This is a genomic window from Salmonella sp. 741265116_PST (genome assembly GCF_046567715.1).
GTDB classification, from domain to species: domain Bacteria; phylum Pseudomonadota; class Gammaproteobacteria; order Enterobacterales; family Enterobacteriaceae; genus Salmonella; species Salmonella enterica.
Map to the genome: position 1 here is coordinate 1 of NZ_JBKFPH010000033.1, position 17,510 is coordinate 17,510.

Annotated in this window: 18 protein-coding genes and 1 other annotated feature; of the genes, 7 read left to right on the forward strand and 11 right to left on the reverse strand. The window is 51.6% G+C overall.

The features are described from left to right. Positions 1–98: 98 nt before the first annotated feature. The 3 genes from clpB to rluD form a co-directional block, all read right to left on the reverse strand. Positions 99–2,672, reverse strand: a complete 2,574-nt coding sequence (gene clpB / locus ACLD11_RS18465; protein WP_080250744.1) for an ATP-dependent chaperone ClpB — start codon at positions 2,670–2,672, stop codon at positions 99–101. A 129-nt stretch (positions 2,673–2,801) separates the two neighbouring features. After that, on the reverse strand, positions 2,802–3,533 hold the full coding sequence (yfiH, locus tag ACLD11_RS18470; RefSeq protein ID WP_411015232.1) for a purine nucleoside phosphorylase YfiH: 732 nt from the start codon (positions 3,531–3,533) through the stop codon (positions 2,802–2,804). Continuing rightward, positions 3,530–4,510, reverse strand: coding sequence for a 23S rRNA pseudouridine(1911/1915/1917) synthase RluD (gene rluD / locus ACLD11_RS18475; protein WP_000079130.1), 981 nt, complete (start codon positions 4,508–4,510; stop codon positions 3,530–3,532). The genes yfiH and rluD overlap by 4 nt, the downstream gene beginning before the upstream one ends. Before the next feature lie 131 nt (positions 4,511–4,641). Here rluD and bamD point away from each other — a divergent pair, with 131 nt between their 5' ends. From bamD to pheA, 4 genes are all read left to right on the forward strand, one after another. Beyond that, positions 4,642–5,379 carry an outer membrane protein assembly factor BamD gene (gene bamD / locus ACLD11_RS18480; protein WP_411012243.1) on the forward strand — a complete coding sequence of 246 codons (738 nt, stop codon included), beginning with the start codon at positions 4,642–4,644 and terminating at the stop codon, positions 5,377–5,379. Between the two features lie 271 nt (positions 5,380–5,650). Continuing rightward, entirely contained in the window at positions 5,651–5,989 is a 339-nt protein-coding gene (gene raiA, locus ACLD11_RS18485; protein ID WP_000178449.1) for a ribosome-associated translation inhibitor RaiA, read from the forward strand. Positions 5,990–6,091: 102 nt separating this feature from the next. After that, positions 6,092–6,217, forward strand: a sequence feature (Phe leader region). Beyond that, positions 6,093–6,140, forward strand: coding sequence for a pheA operon leader peptide PheL (pheL, locus tag ACLD11_RS18490; RefSeq protein ID WP_010989056.1), 48 nt, complete (start codon positions 6,093–6,095; stop codon positions 6,138–6,140). It overlaps the preceding feature by 48 nt. Positions 6,218–6,239: 22 nt before the next feature. Further along, positions 6,240–7,400: a bifunctional chorismate mutase/prephenate dehydratase gene (gene pheA, locus ACLD11_RS18495; protein WP_411015233.1), complete on the forward strand. Its 1,161-nt coding sequence runs from the start codon at positions 6,240–6,242 to the stop codon at positions 7,398–7,400. On the opposite strand, the gene ACLD11_RS18500 is transcribed toward pheA, so the two are convergent. From ACLD11_RS18500 to aroF, 3 genes are read right to left on the reverse strand one after another with little or no spacing between them, the layout of a single operon-like run. Continuing rightward, positions 7,361–8,269 (reverse strand): SMP-30/gluconolactonase/LRE family protein, encoded by a 909-nt coding sequence (locus ACLD11_RS18500; RefSeq protein WP_411015234.1) that lies wholly within the window; start codon positions 8,267–8,269, stop codon positions 7,361–7,363. The two genes, pheA and ACLD11_RS18500, sit on opposite strands and share 40 nt — an antisense overlap. 56 nt (positions 8,270–8,325) lie before the next feature. After that, complete coding sequence (tyrA, locus tag ACLD11_RS18505) at positions 8,326–9,447, reverse strand: bifunctional chorismate mutase/prephenate dehydrogenase (RefSeq protein WP_000225191.1); 1,122 nt, start codon at positions 9,445–9,447, stop codon at positions 8,326–8,328. Between the two features lie 9 nt (positions 9,448–9,456). Then, positions 9,457–10,527: a 3-deoxy-7-phosphoheptulonate synthase AroF gene (gene aroF, locus ACLD11_RS18510; RefSeq protein ID WP_001168062.1), complete on the reverse strand. Its 1,071-nt coding sequence runs from the start codon at positions 10,525–10,527 to the stop codon at positions 9,457–9,459. A gap of 439 nt (positions 10,528–10,966) precedes the next feature. Between aroF and ACLD11_RS18515 the strand changes: the two genes are divergently transcribed. Continuing rightward, positions 10,967–11,485: a YfiR family protein gene (locus ACLD11_RS18515; RefSeq protein ID WP_001212379.1), complete on the forward strand. Its 519-nt coding sequence runs from the start codon at positions 10,967–10,969 to the stop codon at positions 11,483–11,485. Then, positions 11,478–12,698, forward strand: a complete 1,221-nt coding sequence (gene dgcN, locus ACLD11_RS18520; RefSeq protein WP_411012245.1) for a diguanylate cyclase DgcN — start codon at positions 11,478–11,480, stop codon at positions 12,696–12,698. Before ACLD11_RS18515 ends, dgcN begins: the two co-directional genes overlap by 8 nt. A 154-nt stretch (positions 12,699–12,852) precedes the next feature. Here dgcN and rplS read toward each other — a convergent pair whose 3' ends face one another. From rplS to ffh, 5 genes are all read right to left on the reverse strand, one after another. After that, the gene (rplS, locus tag ACLD11_RS18525) at positions 12,853–13,200 is read right to left on the reverse strand and encodes a 50S ribosomal protein L19 (protein WP_012134695.1); all 348 of its coding nucleotides are present in this window, start codon (positions 13,198–13,200) and stop codon (positions 12,853–12,855) included. Positions 13,201–13,239: 39 nt separating this feature from the next. Beyond that, positions 13,240–14,007, reverse strand: coding sequence for a tRNA (guanosine(37)-N1)-methyltransferase TrmD (gene trmD / locus ACLD11_RS18530; protein ID WP_411012246.1), 768 nt, complete (start codon positions 14,005–14,007; stop codon positions 13,240–13,242). 44 nt (positions 14,008–14,051) lie between these two features. Beyond that, the gene (gene rimM / locus ACLD11_RS18535) at positions 14,052–14,600 is read right to left on the reverse strand and encodes a ribosome maturation factor RimM (protein WP_411012252.1); all 549 of its coding nucleotides are present in this window, start codon (positions 14,598–14,600) and stop codon (positions 14,052–14,054) included. An 18-nt stretch (positions 14,601–14,618) separates the two neighbouring features. Continuing rightward, the gene (rpsP, locus tag ACLD11_RS18540) at positions 14,619–14,867 is read right to left on the reverse strand and encodes a 30S ribosomal protein S16 (RefSeq protein WP_000256453.1); all 249 of its coding nucleotides are present in this window, start codon (positions 14,865–14,867) and stop codon (positions 14,619–14,621) included. A 314-nt stretch (positions 14,868–15,181) separates the two neighbouring features. Beyond that, positions 15,182–16,543 (reverse strand): signal recognition particle protein, encoded by a 1,362-nt coding sequence (ffh, locus tag ACLD11_RS18545; protein ID WP_000460052.1) that lies wholly within the window; start codon positions 16,541–16,543, stop codon positions 15,182–15,184. A gap of 165 nt (positions 16,544–16,708) precedes the next feature. Here ffh and ACLD11_RS18550 point away from each other — a divergent pair, with 165 nt between their 5' ends. After that, positions 16,709–17,500: an inner membrane protein YpjD gene (locus tag ACLD11_RS18550; protein WP_001537507.1), complete on the forward strand. Its 792-nt coding sequence runs from the start codon at positions 16,709–16,711 to the stop codon at positions 17,498–17,500. Positions 17,501–17,510 lie beyond the last annotated feature (10 nt).

A 17,510-nucleotide genomic window follows, 5' to 3' on the forward strand; every position in this document is an offset into this window, starting at 1 on the left:
AGCATTTCCGGATTCTTACACAACCACTGGATCGGTCAACCGATCCTTAACTGATCGGCATTAAGCCCGTCAGGGCTCGTTTTATTCAAATTTGTGACTTACTGCACTGCCACAATATGATCATCATTGGCTTCAAGGCGAATCACTTTGCCAGGAACCAGTTCACCAGACAGGATTTGCTGCGCCAGTGGGTTTTCGATCTGCTGTTGAATAGCACGTTTTAACGGACGCGCCCCGTAGACCGGATCGTAACCGTTGGCGCTCAACAGTTTCAGCGCCTCGTCGGAGATATGGATTTCATAACCACGTTCTTCCAGACGTTTGTACAGACGCTGCAGCTGGATCTGAGCAATAGAAGCGATGTGTTGCTCACCTAACGGATGGAATACCACAACTTCATCAATACGGTTGATAAATTCCGGACGGAAGTTTTGGCTAACCACACCCAGCACCATCTCTTTCATTCGACCGTAATCCAGTTCGCCAAAGCGCTCCTGAATGAGATCAGAACCGAGGTTAGAAGTCATAATGACCACCGTATTACGGAAATCGACCGTTCTCCCCTGCCCGTCAGTCAGTCGACCGTCGTCCAGCACCTGCAACAGAATGTTGAATACATCCGGATGCGCTTTTTCCACTTCATCCAACAAGATGACGGAATAAGGACGACGGCGCACCGCTTCCGTCAAATAACCGCCTTCTTCATAGCCGACATATCCCGGAGGCGCCCCGACCAAACGAGACACGGAGTGTTTCTCCATAAACTCAGACATGTCGATACGCACCATCGCGTCGTCGCTGTCAAACATAAAGTTAGCCAGCGCTTTACACAGTTCGGTTTTACCGACCCCCGTCGGCCCAAGGAACAGGAAGGAACCAATCGGACGATTCGGATCGGACAGCCCCGCGCGGCTACGACGTATGGCGTTCGATACTGCTTCAACGGCTTCATTCTGCCCGATCACACGGCTGTGTAACTCTTGTTCCATACGCAACAGTTTTTCACGTTCGCCTTCCAGCATTCTGGCAACCGGAATACCGGTCCAGCGCGCCAGCACTTCGGCAATTTCCGCATCCGTTACTTTGTTACGTAACAGACGCATGGTTTTACCTTCCGACTGGGTCGCGGCTTCCAACTGTTTTTCCAGCTCCGGAATTTTGCCGTACTGCAGTTCAGACATTCGCGCCAGGTCGCCAACGCGACGCGCCTGCTCGATGGCGATCTTCGCCTGCTCCAGCTCCGCTTTAATAGTTTGCGTACCAGAGAGCGACGCTTTTTCCGCTTTCCACTCTTCTTCCAGCTCAGAGTACTGACGCTCTTTGTCGTCCAGTTCTTCGTTGAGCATATCGAGACGTTTTTTACTCGCCTCGTCAGACTCTTTCATCAACGCCTGCTGTTCCAGTTTGAGCTGAATAATGCGGCGGTCGAGTCTGTCCAGCTCCTCCGGCTTAGAGTCAATCTGCATACGAATGCTGGATGCCGCTTCATCGATGAGGTCGATAGCTTTATCCGGCAACTGACGGTCGGCGATATAGCGGTGAGACAATGTTGCCGCCGCCACAATCGCCGGGTCAGTGATCTGCACATGGTGGTGCAGCTCGTAACGTTCTTTCAGGCCACGCAGAATCGCAATGGTGTCTTCCACTGAGGGTTCTGCGACAAACACTTTTTGAAAACGACGTTCCAGCGCCGCGTCTTTTTCAATGTACTGACGGTATTCATCCAGCGTGGTGGCGCCCACACAGTGCAGTTCACCACGCGCCAGCGCCGGTTTCAGCATATTCCCGGCGTCCATTGCGCCATCGGCCTTACCTGCGCCAACCATCGTGTGCAGCTCATCGATAAACAGGATGACGTTGCCTTCCTGTTTCGCCAGATCGTTCAGCACGCCTTTCAGACGCTCTTCAAATTCGCCGCGATATTTCGCCCCGGCCACCAGCGCGCCCATATCCAGCGCCAGTACGCGGCGGCCTTTTAAGCCTTCAGGGACTTCACCATTAATAATGCGCTGCGCCAGCCCTTCAACAATTGCCGTTTTACCGACCCCTGGCTCACCGATTAACACCGGGTTGTTTTTAGTACGACGTTGCAGTACCTGAATGGTACGGCGAATTTCTTCATCACGACCAATTACCGGGTCAAGCTTACCTTGTTCAGCCCGCTCGGTCAGATCGACGGTATATTTTTTCAAGGCCTGACGTTGGTCTTCAGCCCCTTGATCGTTCACGCTTTCACCTCCGCGCATCTGTTCAATTGCCTGAGTGATATTGGCCGTGGTCGCACCGGCTGATTTCAGCAGATCGGTTAACGTGCCGCGAGACTCAAGCGCCGCCAGAACAAACAGCTCTGACGAAATAAAATTGTCCCCCCGTTTTTGCGCCAGCTTGTCGCAAAGGTTCAGTACGCGTACCAGTTCCGAAGAAGGCTGTACGTCGCCGCCGGTGCCTTCCACCTGCGGTAAACGGCTCAGCGCCTGATCGATAGCGGTGCGCAACTGGCCAGCATTAATGCCGGCGGAGGTTAATAAAGGACGTATCGATCCCCCTTCCTGGTTCAGCAAGGCGCTCATTAAATGAAGAGGTTCGATGAATTGGTTGTCGTGCCCCAGCGCGAGCGACTGGGCATCGGCAAGAGCAAGCTGGAATTTGTTAGTAAGACGATCCAGACGCATAACTCCTCCCATAACAGGTCAAAATTGCTACTGGAGATTAAATGAGGTCATCCCTCAATTATTCAAGGTGAATGACCTGAATTATGTGAAAAGAAAGTTACCCGTACCGGATCGTCTTGATTCTTTAGGTTATATCAGCCAAATAAAACTTGCCATACGACCTGTCGTCTTGTCGCGACGATAAGAGAAGAAAGTCTCACTTTCGCTAAAGGTGCAGCGATCCTCGCCATAGACATGTTCAACGCCGGTATTCGCCAGACGTTGGCGTGCAAGCTGATAAATATCCGCCAGAAATTTTTCCCCGTGCGGCAAAAATGCGCTATCGGCTTGCGCATCTTTTGCTAAAAATGCGTCACGCACTTCCGGCCCCACTTCAAACGCGGTCGGGCCGATCGCCGGACCTAACCAGGCGATGATATTTTCTGGTTTGTCAGCAAAGCAGGTGACAGTTTCCTCCAGTATGCCTTCACATAACCCGCGCCAGCCCGCATGAGCCGCCGCCACTTCTGTTCCCTCACGGTTACAGAATAGCACAGGCAGGCAGTCTGCCGTCATTACCGCGCAGACGGTTCCTGGCGTATTGCTGTAAGACGCATCCGCACGTTTGGAGGCATAAGGTTCTCCGGTAAGCCTCAACACATTTTTACCGTGAACCTGTTCAAGCCAGACAGGTTTCGAAGGCAGATTGCCCGCCGCAAACAGACGCTTGCGGTTCTCTTCAACATGCTCCGGGTTATCGCCGCAATGCGCGCCCAGATTCAGCGAGTCGTAAGGCGGTAAACTCACCCCGCCAATACGGGTAGAACTACAGGCTGCGACGCCTTTCGGCAGCGGCCACTGCGGGACAATCAGTGCATTCATAACCAGTCCACATCATCTTTATGATCTTCGAAATCGGCGCGCATCGCATCGATAAGGTCCACCATATCTTGTGGAATCGGCGCGTGCCACTCCATTTCGATACCCGACACAGGATGGTAGAGACGCAGCATCGTTGCATGAAGCGCCTGGCGGTCAAACTTACGCAGCGTGGAAATAAACTCTTCCGATGCGCCTTTCGGTGGACGTGGACGACCACCATAGACCTGATCGCCCACTAACGGATGCGTAATATGCGCCATGTGCACGCGGATCTGGTGCGTACGCCCGGTCTCCAGACGCAACCTAAGACGCGTGTGCACACGGAAATGCTCCATAATGCGGTAGTGGGTCACCGCCGGTTTGCCCATAGGATGCACCGACATATGGGTACGTTTGGTCGGGTGACGACTAATGGGTTCATTCACCGTTCCTCCCGCCGTCATATGTCCTATCGCGACCGCTTCATATTCGCGGGTGATCTCGCGCAGCTGCAAAGACTCCACCAGGCGCGTTTGCGCCGGAACGGTTTTGGCCACCACCATCAGCCCCGTCGTGTCCTTATCCAGACGATGCACAATGCCCGCGCGCGGGACATCCGCAATCGGCGGATAATAATGTAGCAACGCGTTCAGTACCGTACCGTCCGGGTTACCCGCGCCAGGATGTACCACCAGATCGCGTGGTTTGTTGATAACCAGAATATCGTCATCTTCATAAACAATATCTAACGGGATATCCTGCGCTTCAAAACGAATCTCTTCGTCGATCTCCGCATCAATAGCCACCCGCTCGCCGCCTAACACTTTTTCTTTTGGCTTATCGCAAAGTTGACCATTGACCAACACGCGCTGATTCAAAATCCATTCTTTTATACGCGAACGTGAATAATCCGGGAACATTTCGGCCAAAGCCTGATCTAAGCGTTGACCGAGTTGGTTTTCGGAGACCGTTGCGGTGAGTTGTACTCGTTGTGCCATATACAGCTTCTTCGTTTAACGTTGGGTTTTACGGCTTTGCCGTTTAATATAGTGTGCTATTGTAGCTGGTCTTAACCGGGAGCAGGAACAGAGAATCTCCCGTAAAACATTTTGAGGAAAGTCAAAACGTCATGACGCGCATGAAATATCTGGTGGCAGCAGCCACGTTGAGCCTGTTTCTGGCGGGTTGCTCGGGTTCAAAGGAAGAGGTGCCCGATAATCCGCCGAATGAAATCTACGCGACTGCTCAGCAAAAGCTGCAGGACGGTAACTGGAAACAGGCAATAACGCAATTGGAAGCGTTAGATAATCGTTATCCATTCGGACCGTATTCTCAGCAGGTGCAGTTGGATCTTATCTACGCCTATTACAAAAACGCCGATTTGCCGCTAGCGCAGGCCGCCATCGATCGTTTTATGCGTCTTAATCCAACGCACCCTAATATTGACTATGTCATGTACATGCGCGGCCTGACGAACATGGCGCTGGATGATAGCGCGCTGCAAGGTTTCTTTGGCGTCGATCGCAGCGATCGCGATCCGCAACATGCGCGGGCGGCGTTCAATGACTTTTCGAAACTGGTACGCAGCTATCCTAATAGCCAGTACACCACCGACGCCACCAAGCGTCTGGTATTCCTGAAAGACCGTCTGGCGAAATATGAATATTCCGTCGCAGAGTACTATACCGCGCGCGGCGCATGGGTTGCAGTCGTAAACCGGGTAGAAGGTATGCTACGCAATTATCCTGATACGCAGGTCACGCGCGATGCGTTGCCGCTGATGGAAAACGCCTATCGTCAGATGCAGCTGAATGCGCAGGCTGACAAAGTCGCGAAAATTATTGCCGCTAACAGCAAAAACACCTGAAGCAATACAGACAAGCAAAACGGCAGCCTTCCGGCTGCCGTTTTTTTATTCGGTATCTGATGCAACAGAAATGATTTCACTGCAACGCATCCAGTCAAATATGGCCTGCTTTCAGGCATTCCTCAAGTAAAAGATCGCTTCTTCCTGCGATGCCTCACAAAAAGTTCGCCTTGACAAAAAGTGACAAAATAATGTGATTTAAATCACACATTTTGACATTAAGAACGGTATGCTGGAATCACCAAGACGGGAAAGACAAGAGGTAAAATTTATGACAATGAACATTACCAGTAAACAAATGGAAATTACTCCGGCAATCCGCCAACATGTCGCAGACCGTCTCGCCAAACTGGAAAAATGGCAAACTCACCTGATTAATCCTCATATCATTCTGTCTAAAGAGCCACAGGGCTTTATTGCTGACGCCACCATTAATACACCGAACGGACATCTGGTCGCCAGCGCAAAACACGAGGATATGTACACCGCTATTAATGAATTGATCAACAAGCTGGAACGGCAGCTCAATAAAGTGCAGCACAAAGGCGAAGCCCGTCGTGCCACCGCATCGGTGAAAGATGCCAGCTTCGTCGAAGCAGAAGAAGAGTAGTCCCTTACATTGAGTGTATCGCCAACGCGCCTTCGGGCGCGTTTTTTGTTGACAGGATTAAAACAGTACGGGTACTGTACTGACGTATACAAAGGAAACAGTTATGAAGCTCACCCGGTTTTTCTTCGCATTCTTTTTTATCTTCCCCTGACCGGGAGGCGTTTCGTCATGTGATAAAGAATGCGAAGACGAACAAGAAGGCCTCCCCCACCGGGAGGCCTTTTTTATTGATAACAAAAAAGGCAACACTATGACATCGGAAAACCCATTACTGGCGCTACGAGATAAAATCAGCGCTTTAGACGAAGAGTTACTGACCTTACTGGCAAAACGACGCGCGCTGGCGATTGAAGTGGGACAAGCAAAACTACTGTCGCATCGTCCGGTTCGGGATATCGATCGTGAACGCGCGCTGCTGGACAGGCTCATTCATCTCGGTAAAGCCCACCATCTCGACGCACACTACATTACCCGTCTGTTCCAGCTTATCATTGAAGACTCCGTGCTTACTCAGCAGGCGCTGCTGCAACAACATCTGAATAATACTCAGCCTCATTCGGCACGTATTACGTTTCTTGGGCCGAAAGGCTCCTATTCTCATCTCGCGGCGCGCCAGTATGCCGCACGCCATTTTGAGCAATTTATTGAGAGCGGTTGCGCAAAATTCGCCGATATTTTTCATCAGGTCGAAACCGGCCAGGCCGATTACGCCGTGGTTCCGATAGAGAACACCAGCTCCGGCGCTATCAACGATGTGTACGACTTATTGCAACACACCAGTCTGTCGATTGTCGGTGAGATGACCGTCACTATCGATCACTGCGTGCTGGTTTCCGGCGCTACGGATCTGAATACCATCGAAACGGTGTACAGCCATCCGCAGCCGTTCCAGCAGTGCAGTAAGTTTTTGAGCCGCTATCCGCACTGGAAAATCGACTATACCGAGAGTACGTCGGCAGCGATGGAAAAAGTCGCGCAGGCGAACTCTCCGCGCGTCGCGGCGCTCGGCAGCGAGGCAGGCGGCATGTTGCACGGTTTACAGGTGCTGGAACGCATCGCCGCAAACCAGACGCAGAATATCACCCGCTTTCTGGTACTGGCGCGCAAAGCCATCAACGTTTCCGATCAGGTTCCGGCAAAAACCACTCTGTTAATCGCCACCGGGCAGCAAGCTGGCGCGCTGGTCGAAGCGCTGCTGGTGCTGCGTAACCACAATCTCATCATGACGAAACTGGAGTCGCGCCCCATTCACGGCAATCCGTGGGAAGAGATGTTTTATCTCGATATTCAGGCGAACCTGGAGTCGCAGGTAATGCAAAGCGCGCTAAAAGAGCTGGGCGAGATCACGCGCTCAATGAAAGTGCTTGGCTGCTATCCCAGCGAAAACGTCGTGCCGGTAGAACCTGCCTGACGTTCAATAAAACGGCTTTTCTTCATCCCTGCGACGGCTACCTGCAGGGTGAAGATGGCGCCGGAGAGCGGATAATCCGCCGCTTCCTGAGCAAACATATTTTCTCTGGTAGTTGTAATAAACAGCGTTTTCATATCTGCGCCGCCAAAGCAAACCATCGTCGGACAACGTACCGGCAACCGGTATTCTTCCAGCTGCTCTCCTTGCGGTGAGAAACGCGCCACGCGCCAGCCGTCAAACATCGCGCTCCAGTAGCACCCTTCACTATCCATCGCCGCGCCGTCGGGAAGTCCTTCTCCTTCGCCAAAATGGCGAAAAAGTTCACGCTTGCCCGGTTCGCCATGCTTATCAAGTAACGTGCGGTATATCACGCCATTCGGCGTATCGGAGGTATACATCCACTGGTTATCCGGGCTGAACGCCAGGCCGTTGTGTCCCTGGATATCGCACTGGATCACTTTTGCCGTCAGGTCATGATCGATCCGCATCAGCAACGCGCCATTATAGTCACCTGGTGCCCAGAACGTTCCGGCATAAAAACGTCCATCGCCATCAGTGCCGCCATCGTTGAAACGCGCCAATTTCGTATTAGAAGGATTGTCGCAAACCTTACGCTGCAATAATCCATTTTTATCGGCCAGCCAGATAGCATGACGCATGGCCACAATAAATCCGCCCTGCTCACGCAAGGCAAAACAGCCCACCTCTTCCGGAAACGCCAGCACGCTATGCGTCCCGCTCGCCGGATGGTAACGATGGATCTCCTGTTCCAGGATATCGGTCCAATACAGCGCGCTTTCATCTTCGCTCCATGTGGGGCATTCTGGTAAATGTCCGACATAATCAAATAAAACGTGCGGCGTAGTCATAACGGTTCCTTAAACGAAAAAAGCCAGCAAAGCTGGCTTCAGTATAGATGTCATCGTTATGGTCGGCTGTCATTCGCCTGACGCAATAACACACGGCTTTCATTCTGGAAGCGTCTGGCATAATCGCCAAACCAGTGTTCAACTTTGCGAAAACTGTCGATAAAAGCCTGCTTATCACCCTGTTCCAGTAACCCGATCGCATCACCAAAACGTTTATAGTAACGCTTGATAAGCGCCAGATTGCGCTCCGACGACATAATAATGTCCGCATACAGCTGCGGGTCCTGGGCGAACAAACGCCCGACCATCGCCAGTTCCAGTCGATAAATCGGCGATGATAGCGCCAGAAGCTGCTCAAGCTGGACGTTCTCTTCCGCCAGATGCAGCCCATAAGCGAAGGTAGCAAAGTGGCGCAGCGCCTGGATAAAAGCCATGTTCTGATCGTGCTCAACAGCGCTAATTCGGTGCAACCGCGCGCCCCACACCTGGATTTGCTCAAGGAACCACTGATACGCTTCCGGTTGACGCCCGTCACACCAGACCACCACCTGCTTCGCCAGGCTCCCGCTGTCCGGACCAAACATCGGATGCAAGCCCAACACGGGGCCATCATGGGCCGCCAACATTGCCTGCAACGGACCGCTTTTCACCGATGCCAGATCGACCAGAATACAGTCAGACGGCAGGGGCGGCAGTTGCGCTATGACCTGTTCAGTAACATGAATCGGCACGCTGACGATCACCATTCCGGCATCGGCGACAATGTCCCTGGCGCGCGGCCAGTCCTGTTGTTCCAGAATACGGACCTGATAGCCCGACAGCGTGAGCATTTTTTCAAACAGACGCCCCATCTGTCCGCCGCCGCCCACAATGACGACCGGACGCAGAGAAGGACAAAGCGTTTTGAACCCCTTATCATTTTCGCTGGAGTAAGATTCACGCATTACCCGGCGCAGGACATCTTCAATGAGATCGGGCGGGACACCGATCGCTTCTGCTTCCGCCCGTCGTGAAGCCAGCATAGAGGCCTCACGCTCCGGCACGTAAATAGGCAGGCCAAAACGGCTTTTCACCTCGCCGACTTTGGCAACCAGTTCCAGGCGCTTAGCCAGTAAATTCAACAACGCTTTATCGACATCATCTATTTGATCGCGTAACGCGGTCAATTCAGCAACCATAACAACCTCTTATGCGACGCGCACCGCCAGCTGGCCGCTCAAATCTTTATGAATTTCACGTAACAGGGCATCGGTCATCTCCCAGCTAATACAAGCATCGGTGACGGAAACGCCATACTTCATTTCGCTGCGCGGCTGTTCGGAAGACTGATTCCCCTCATGAATATTACTTTCAATCATTAAGCCAATGATTGAACGATTGCCATCTTTAATCTGCGCAACCACAGATTCGGCAACGGCTGGCTGGCGGCGATAATCTTTATTGGAGTTACCATGACTGCAATCTACCATCAGCGAAGGACGTAGTCCCGCCTGTTCCATCTCTTTTTCACACTGAGCGACATCTGCCGGGCTATAGTTTGGCGCTTTGCCGCCACGCAGAATCACATGGCCATGCGGATTTCCCTGGGTTTGCAATAACGCAACCTGACCGGCCTGGTTAATGCCAACAAAACGATGAGGTTGCGCAGCGGCGCGCATGGCGTTAATCGCTGTCGCCAGGCTGCCATCCGTGCCGTTTTTAAAGCCGACCGGCATAGAAAGACCAGACGCCATTTCGCGGTGGGTTTGCGATTCGGTTGTGCGCGCCCCTATCGCCGACCAGCTAAACAGATCGCCCAGGTATTGCGGGCTGTTCGGATCCAACGCTTCGGTCGCCAATGGCAACCCCATATTCACCAGTTCCACCAGTAGCTGACGCGCTATTTTCAACCCGGCTTCCACATCAAATGAGCCATCCATGTGAGGATCGTTAATCAGCCCTTTCCAGCCGACGGTAGTCCGCGGCTTTTCAAAATAGACGCGCATTACCAGATAGAGGCTATCGCTGACCTCTGCGGCAAGGGCTTTAAATCGACGGGCATATTCCAGAGCGGTTTCAGGATCGTGAATAGAACAAGGACCGCATACCACCAACAGACGCGGATCGCGCCCGGCAATAATGTCAGAAATGATTCCCCGGGACTGCGCTATCTGCGCTTCCTGCGCCAGGCTCAACGGAAAGGCCGCTTTAAGCTGCTCCGGCGTCATTAATACCTGTTCATCGGTGATACGTACGTTATTCAGCGCGTCTTTTTGCATGATGGCGATCCTGTCTTTTCTTGTTTGCGATAGTTGATCCTCCACGAGGATGTTTAAACCATACCACAAAAAGTAAAGATTTCAATCCATATTACGTAAAATAAACTTTACACCATGCGAAATAGTCGATTAAACCCCTTTATTTTGTATCAAAAACTTTACACAACAAGTGAATTATTTTATTCCCAGCCTCAGAAAAGCGGTAAAATGAGCGATGCTCGCTATTTTTTGATTATTTTTTCTCCGCACACATATTTTTACTTTCTGATATAGGGTGATTAATACCATAATCACAAGAATTTAATATCAGGGACGCCAATTAAATTATTCATATTATCAATAAGACATAATGACGATATGGCAAAATAATGTTATTTTGCTACAAACAATCACGGATGTATTTTAATGCTTTACGACTGAAGATGGTGGGGACTTGTTAATGCGTTTTTCTCACCGATTTATCCTTCTGTTATCGCTATTATTAGCCAGCTTGCCTCTGTATGCTCAACGCGTCACGGAAGAAGAGAAATCCGTACGCGCCATCGTCTCCGGTATCGTCAGTTATACACACTGGCCGGCGTTATCCGGGCCGCCAAGGCTATGCATATTTTCATCTGCGCGTTTTGTCAGGGTACTTAGCGAAGAGGCTGACTGGGCTTTCCCTTATCAACCGCTTGTCATCCGTACCACACAAGAAGCCCTGAGCGCCCGCTGTGATGGTTTTTACTTTGGCAATGAATCGCCAGCTTATCAGGTGGAGTTAACGCGTCATTATCCAGTTAATGCTTTGTTATTAATTGCCGAGCAAAATACCGAATGTATTATTGGCAGCGCATTTTGTCTGATCATTAACAATGATGAAGTCAAATTTTCCGTCAACCTGGACTCCCTCTCGCATAGCGGCGTGAGAGTGAATCCAGAAGTATTAATGCTTGCACGGAATCAAAAGCATGAATAAGGAATTTTCTCTGTCCAGGCCAACATTTAAACGCACACTACGGCGGATTAGTATAATCAGCGTGCTGCTTACAATGACATTGATCTGGCTATTAATTTGCGTTGCGTCTGTCCTTACGCTCAAACAGTATGCGCAAAAGAATCTCGATTTGACCGCCGCCACAATGGCCCATGGCCTTGAAGCGGCACTGGTATTTTCCGATAACGCGGCCGCAGCGGAAACGCTCGCCACACTGGGACGCCAGGGACAATTTTCAGCGGCGGAGATCCGCGATAAAAATGGCCGTATTATCGCCTCATGGCGCTATGATGCGCGAGCCGCAGACGATAAGCTCATCGGCTTAATTAGCCACTGGCTTTTTCCATTGCCGGTATCGCAACCCGTCTGGCACAACGGCAGGGCCATCGGCGAAGTACGGCTTGTTGCCCGCGACAGCCTTATTGGTCATTTTATCTGGCTCTCGCTGGCAGTGCTGACAGGATGTATTCTGCTGGCATCCGGCATTGCCCTATTGCTCACGCGTTATTTACACAATGGCGTTGTGGATGCGCTGCAAAATATTACTGAAGTTGTACACGACGTTCGCACTAACCGAAATTTTTCACGCCGGGTACCTGATGAACGTATTGCGGAATTTCACCTGTTTGCGCAGGATTTCAATAGCCTTCTGGATGAGATGGAAGAATGGCAGCTACGGCTTCAGGCTAAAAATGCACAGTTACTACGTACCGCGCTGCACGATCCGCTGACGGGGCTTGCCAATCGTGCGGCATTTCGCAGCTGTATTAACGCGCTGATGAAGGACAATTCCGCTCGTAGCAGTTCGGCATTGTTATTTCTGGATGGCGATAACTTTAAATATATTAATGATACCTGGGGACATGCGGCAGGCGACCGCGTACTTATAGAGGTTGCCAAAAGATTAGCGGAATTCGGTGGTAGTCGTTATCAGACTTACCGACTCGGCGGCGATGAATTTGCGATGGTGCTTTACGGTGTGCATTCGGAGTATGAAGTACAACGTATTTGCGCAGCGCTATCCCAGGCGTTTAATCGACCTTTTGAACTGCATAACGGCCAGCGAATAACGATGACCCTGAGTATTGGCTTTGCGCTGACATGGGAACATGCCACTGCCGAAAAACTACAAGAACTGGCCGATCGAAATATGTATCAGGCTAAACACCGGCGTGCGGAACGTTCGCTAAATTAAGGAACGGGCCTGGCCGTTGCTGACTCAGCGTTGATACCACAGACCCAGCCTAATCATGTAACCGTCATGGCGTGGAACAACCCATAAAAAAGGGGCCAGCGTAATGCCAGCCCCTTCTTTTCTACAAGCTTTCGGATGTTGCGAAAGCGCGTTCTTAGTTAAGACGCTCTTTGATACGAGCCGCTTTACCAGTACGCTCACGCAGGTAGTACAGTTTAGCTTTACGAACAGCACCACGACGTTTAACAGCAATGCTGTCAACTACCGGAGAGTGAGTCTGGAAGACACGCTCAACGCCTTCGCCGTTGGAAATTTTACGAACAGTGAATGCAGAGTGCAGACCGCGGTTACGAATAGCGATAACCACGCCCTCGAATGCCTGCAGACGTTTTTTGGAACCTTCAACAACCCATACTTTCACTTCCACGGTATCACCCGGACGGAAGGAAGGTACGTCCTGCTTCATCTGTTCTTGTTCAAGTTGCTTAATAATATTGCTCATAATTTAATCTCTTATCCTGGGTAAACTGATATTGGGGGCTTACGCCTGCCCATCATGTTTATGTTGCTGTTGCGCGTGTTCTGTTTTGAACTCCGCCAGCAACCTTGCTTGCTCTTCAGTCAGAGCCAGGTTTTCCAGAAGTTCAGGTCTTCTAAGCCAGGTCCGGCCCAGCGACTGTTTCAAACGCCAGCGACGTATCTCAGCGTGGTTCCCCGACAGTAACACCGCCGGTACTTCCATCTGCTCTAACACTTCAGGTCGGGTATAGTGCGGGCAGTCCAACAACCCATCAGCAAACGAATCTTCGATTGCTGAAGCCTCATGACCCAGTACACCCGGAATAAACCGGGAAACGGAGTCGATCAGCGTCATTGCCGGTAACTCACCACCGCTGAGAACGTAATCGCCAATTGACCATTCTTCGTCAATTTCGGTCTGAATTACGCGCTCATCTACGCCTTCGTAGCGACCACACACCAGAATAAGCTTCTGATTCGTGGCCAGCTCGCTAACGCCCGCTTGATCAAGCTTGCGTCCCTGAGGCGACAGATAAATCACTTTAGCGCCTTCACCTGCCGCGGCTTTTGCTGCGTGAATGGCGTCCCGCAAGGGTTGCACCATCATTAACATCCCCGGTCCGCCGCCGTAAGGACGATCGTCCACGGTACGGTGCCGGTCATGAGTAAAGTCTCGAGGACTCCAGCTCTGGATGTTCAGCAGGCCATTTTTTACTGCCCGGCCAGTTACCCCGTAATCGGTAATTGCGCGGAACATTTCAGGAAACAGGCTAACTATGCCAATAAACACAAGCCAATCCCCATAACGCCATTTATTACCGTTTATTCGGTGGTTTAAAAACCAGGATCCCAATCTACTTCGATAGTACGAGTAGCGAGATCGACTTTCTTGATAACCTGCCCATCGAGGAACGGTACTAGTCGTTCCTTGATACCAAACGCATCTTTCAGGTTTGCCTTGATGACGATGACGTCATTCGACCCGGTTTCCATCATATCGACGACTTTACCGAGATCGTAGCCTTCAGTAGTCACTACCTGGCAGCCCATAAGGTCTTTCCAGTAGTAGGAACCATCTTCCAGCGCTGGCAACTGCGAGGAATCCACGACAATTTCGCAATTCGTCAGAAGATTCGCGGCATCTCGATCGTCAACGCCTTTCAGCTTGATGATCAGATCCTGATTGTGGTGCTTCCAGCTTTCCAGCTGTACCTGCTGCCACTGACCCGCCTTCTGGATAAACCAGGGCTGATAGTCAAAAATGCTTTCGGCGTCTTCAGTGGAGGAAAACACTCTGAGCCAACCACGGATACCGTATGAAGAACCCATTTTCCCCAGTACAACCGGTTCAGCGGGTACTTGTGCGGCGAGTTGCTTGCTCATCATGACCACCGTGACAGATTAAGCTGCTTTTTTTACTTCTTTGATCAGCGCCGCAACGCGATCGGAAATGGTTGCGCCCTGGCCAACCCAGTGAGCGATGCGATCCAGATCCAGGCGGGTGCCTTCTTCTTTTTCGCTAGCGATTGGGTTGAAGAAACCAACGCGCTCAATGAAGCGACCGTTGCGTGCATTACGGCTGTCGGTGACAACAACCTGGTAGAACGGACGCTTTTTAGCGCCGTGACGAGCTAAACGAATAGTTACCATAACATCCTCTTGTGTGAATAAAACAACCGGGCCCCATCGAGGAACGGAGCCCGGGTGTCATATTAAAAGCCCGAAAATTTTACTGATTTCTGGGAAAAAAGCAATCAACATGTGATGAAGCTTGATTCCAGGGCGTGACCGTTGCAGCCAGTTTGGCGTCGGCGTGCGCGCAGAAAGCGGAGCGTACACGCAGTACGTGAGCATTTACTCGCTCCGCTCGCCCTTCGGGCCGCCCTAAAGGGCGTTCAAAACACTATCGTGTTTTGTCGAGCACACTCCGGCGTCAAAATGGCAAATAAGGTAGCCCGATATATTTATCTACCCGGGAAGCCTGGCGGCATCATCCCCTTCATACTCCGCATCATCTTCGCCATCCCGCCCTTCTTCATCTTCTTCATCATGCGCTGCATGTCGTCGAACTGTTTCAGAAGGCGGTTAACGTCCTGCACCTGCATCCCACAGCCCTGCGCGATACGACGCTTGCGGGAACCTTTGATGATTTCCGGCTTCGCGCGCTCTTTCAGCGTCATCGAATTGATGATCGCCTCCATACGCACCAGCACTTTGTCATCCATCTGCGATTTAACGTTGTCCGGAATCTGCCCCATGCCCGGTAATTTGCCCATCAGACTGGCCATACCGCCCATGTTTTTCATCTGTTTGAGCTGTTCCAGGAAGTCGTTCAGGTCGAAACCGTCGCCTTTCTTCAGTTTAGTCGCCAGCTTTTCAGCCTGTGCGCGGTCAACTTTGCTTTCGATATCTTCGATAAGAGACAGTACGTCGCCCATGCCGAGAATACGCGAGGCGATACGATCCGGGTGGAACGGCTCCAGCGCGTCGGTTTTCTCGCCGACACCGAGGAATTTAATCGGCTTGCCGGTGATATGACGAATAGAGAGCGCCGCACCGCCACGCGCATCACCATCGACCTTGGTCAGCACCACACCGGTTAACGGCAGCGCTTCGTTAAAGGCTTTTGCGGTATTCGCGGCATCCTGACCGGTCATCGCATCGACGACAAACAGCGTTTCTACTGGCTTGATAGAAGCATGGACCTGTTTGATTTCGTCCATCATCGCTTCGTCAACGTGCAGACGACCGGCGGTATCCACCAGCAGCACGTCGTAGAATTTGAGCTTCGCTTCTTTCAGCGCGGCGTTGACGATATCAACCGGTTTCTGGCCGACATCAGACGGGAAGAAATCCACGCCAACCTGCTCAGCCAGCGTTTCGAGCTGTTTGATCGCCGCCGGGCGATAGACGTCGGCAGAGACGACCAGCACTTTCTTCTTGTGCTTCTCGCGCAAGAATTTACCCAGCTTACCGACGCTGGTGGTTTTACCCGCCCCCTGCAGACCCGCCATCAATACTACGGCTGGCGGCTGCGCAGCTAAATTCAGCGTCTGGTTCTCTTCGCCCATCGCCGCAACCAGTTCGCTACGGACAATCTTGACGAACTCCTGCCCTGGGGTCAGGCTCTTGTTAACTTCATGACCAACCGCTTTCTCTTTTACGCGATTGATGAACTCACGCACTACCGGTAGCGCAACGTCAGCCTCCAGCAGCGCCATGCGCACTTCGCGCAGCGTCTCTTTAACGTTGTCTTCAGTAAGGCGCCCACGGCCACTGATATTGCGCAGCGTGCGCGACAAACGATCGGTTAAATTATCAAACATTGTCTCTCGCCTGGGGTGGAAACGGTTGGTCGCCGCAGCGACACAGTTACAGAATTTCGCCACAGTATACCATGAAGCCGTCTTTGTTGTTATGCAACGGTTGGAGCTGCGGTCACGTAACGCTATACTGCTTCTCTTTCTCACTGGTCAACTGTCGACACAACTATGCCCGTTTTTGCTTTACTTGCCCTTGTCGCCTACTCCTTCAGCCTCGCGCTGATCGTTCCCGGACTGTTGCAAAAAAACAGCGGCTGGCGGCGTATGGCTATTCTTTCTGCGGTCATCGCTCTGGTGTGCCATGCTGTCGCGCTGGAATCGCGTATTCTGCCCGGCGGCGACAGTGGACAAAACCTGAGCCTGCTGAATGTCGGTTCGCTGGTCAGCCTGATGATCTGCACGGTAATGACCATTGTCGCGTCGCGTAATCGCGGCTGGCTACTTCTGCCCATTGTCTATGCTTTTGCGCTGATTAACCTGGCCTTCGCCACGTTTATGCCTAATGAATATATTACGCATCTGGAAGCGACCCCAGGCATGATGGTGCACATCGGTCTGTCGCTTTTCTCTTACGCGACGCTGATAATCGCCGCGCTGTATGCGCTACAACTGGCGTGGATCGACTATCAGTTGAAGAACAAAAAGCTGGCGTTTAGTAATGAAATGCCGCCATTGATGAGCATTGAGCGCAAAATGTTTCATATCACGCAGATTGGCGTCGTACTGCTGACCCTTACTCTGTGTACCGGCCTGTTTTACATGCATAACCTGTTCAGTACTGAAAATATTGATAAAGCCGTGCTCTCTATCGTGGCATGGTTTGTCTATATCGTTCTGCTGTGGGGGCATTACCATGAAGGCTGGCGGGGTCGGCGGGTCGTGTGGTTTAACGTCGCAGGCGCGGGTATTCTGACGCTGGCCTATTTTGGTAGCCGCATATTACAGCAATTTGTAAGCTAAGCTTTTAAAG

Excerpts from the sequence above, each read along its gene's own strand:
- bamD (WP_411012243.1), top strand. The coding sequence starts at position 4,642 with ATGACGCGCATGAAATATCTGGTGGCAGCAGCCACGTTGAGCCTGTTT.
- dgcN (WP_411012245.1), top strand. The coding sequence starts at position 11,478 with ATGAATAAGGAATTTTCTCTGTCCAGGCCAACATTTAAACGCACACTA.
- ffh (WP_000460052.1), bottom strand. The coding sequence starts at position 16,543 with ATGTTTGATAATTTAACCGATCGTTTGTCGCGCACGCTGCGCAATATC.
- aroF (WP_001168062.1), bottom strand. The coding sequence starts at position 10,527 with ATGCAAAAAGACGCGCTGAATAACGTACGTATCACCGATGAACAGGTA.
- yfiH (WP_411015232.1), bottom strand. The coding sequence starts at position 3,533 with ATGAATGCACTGATTGTCCCGCAGTGGCCGCTGCCGAAAGGCGTCGCA.
- rimM (WP_411012252.1), bottom strand. The coding sequence starts at position 14,600 with ATGAGCAAGCAACTCGCCGCACAAGTACCCGCTGAACCGGTTGTACTG.
- rluD (WP_000079130.1), bottom strand. The coding sequence starts at position 4,510 with ATGGCACAACGAGTACAACTCACCGCAACGGTCTCCGAAAACCAACTC.
- ACLD11_RS18500 (WP_411015234.1), bottom strand. The coding sequence starts at position 8,269 with ATGACTACGCCGCACGTTTTATTTGATTATGTCGGACATTTACCAGAA.
- rplS (WP_012134695.1), bottom strand. The coding sequence starts at position 13,200 with ATGAGCAATATTATTAAGCAACTTGAACAAGAACAGATGAAGCAGGAC.
- ACLD11_RS18550 (WP_001537507.1), top strand. The coding sequence starts at position 16,709 with ATGCCCGTTTTTGCTTTACTTGCCCTTGTCGCCTACTCCTTCAGCCTC.
- tyrA (WP_000225191.1), bottom strand. The coding sequence starts at position 9,447 with ATGGTTGCTGAATTGACCGCGTTACGCGATCAAATAGATGATGTCGAT.
- raiA (WP_000178449.1), top strand. The coding sequence starts at position 5,651 with ATGACAATGAACATTACCAGTAAACAAATGGAAATTACTCCGGCAATC.
- clpB (WP_080250744.1), bottom strand. The coding sequence starts at position 2,672 with ATGCGTCTGGATCGTCTTACTAACAAATTCCAGCTTGCTCTTGCCGAT.
- pheA (WP_411015233.1), top strand. The coding sequence starts at position 6,240 with ATGACATCGGAAAACCCATTACTGGCGCTACGAGATAAAATCAGCGCT.
- ACLD11_RS18515 (WP_001212379.1), top strand. The coding sequence starts at position 10,967 with ATGCGTTTTTCTCACCGATTTATCCTTCTGTTATCGCTATTATTAGCC.
- rpsP (WP_000256453.1), bottom strand. The coding sequence starts at position 14,867 with ATGGTAACTATTCGTTTAGCTCGTCACGGCGCTAAAAAGCGTCCGTTC.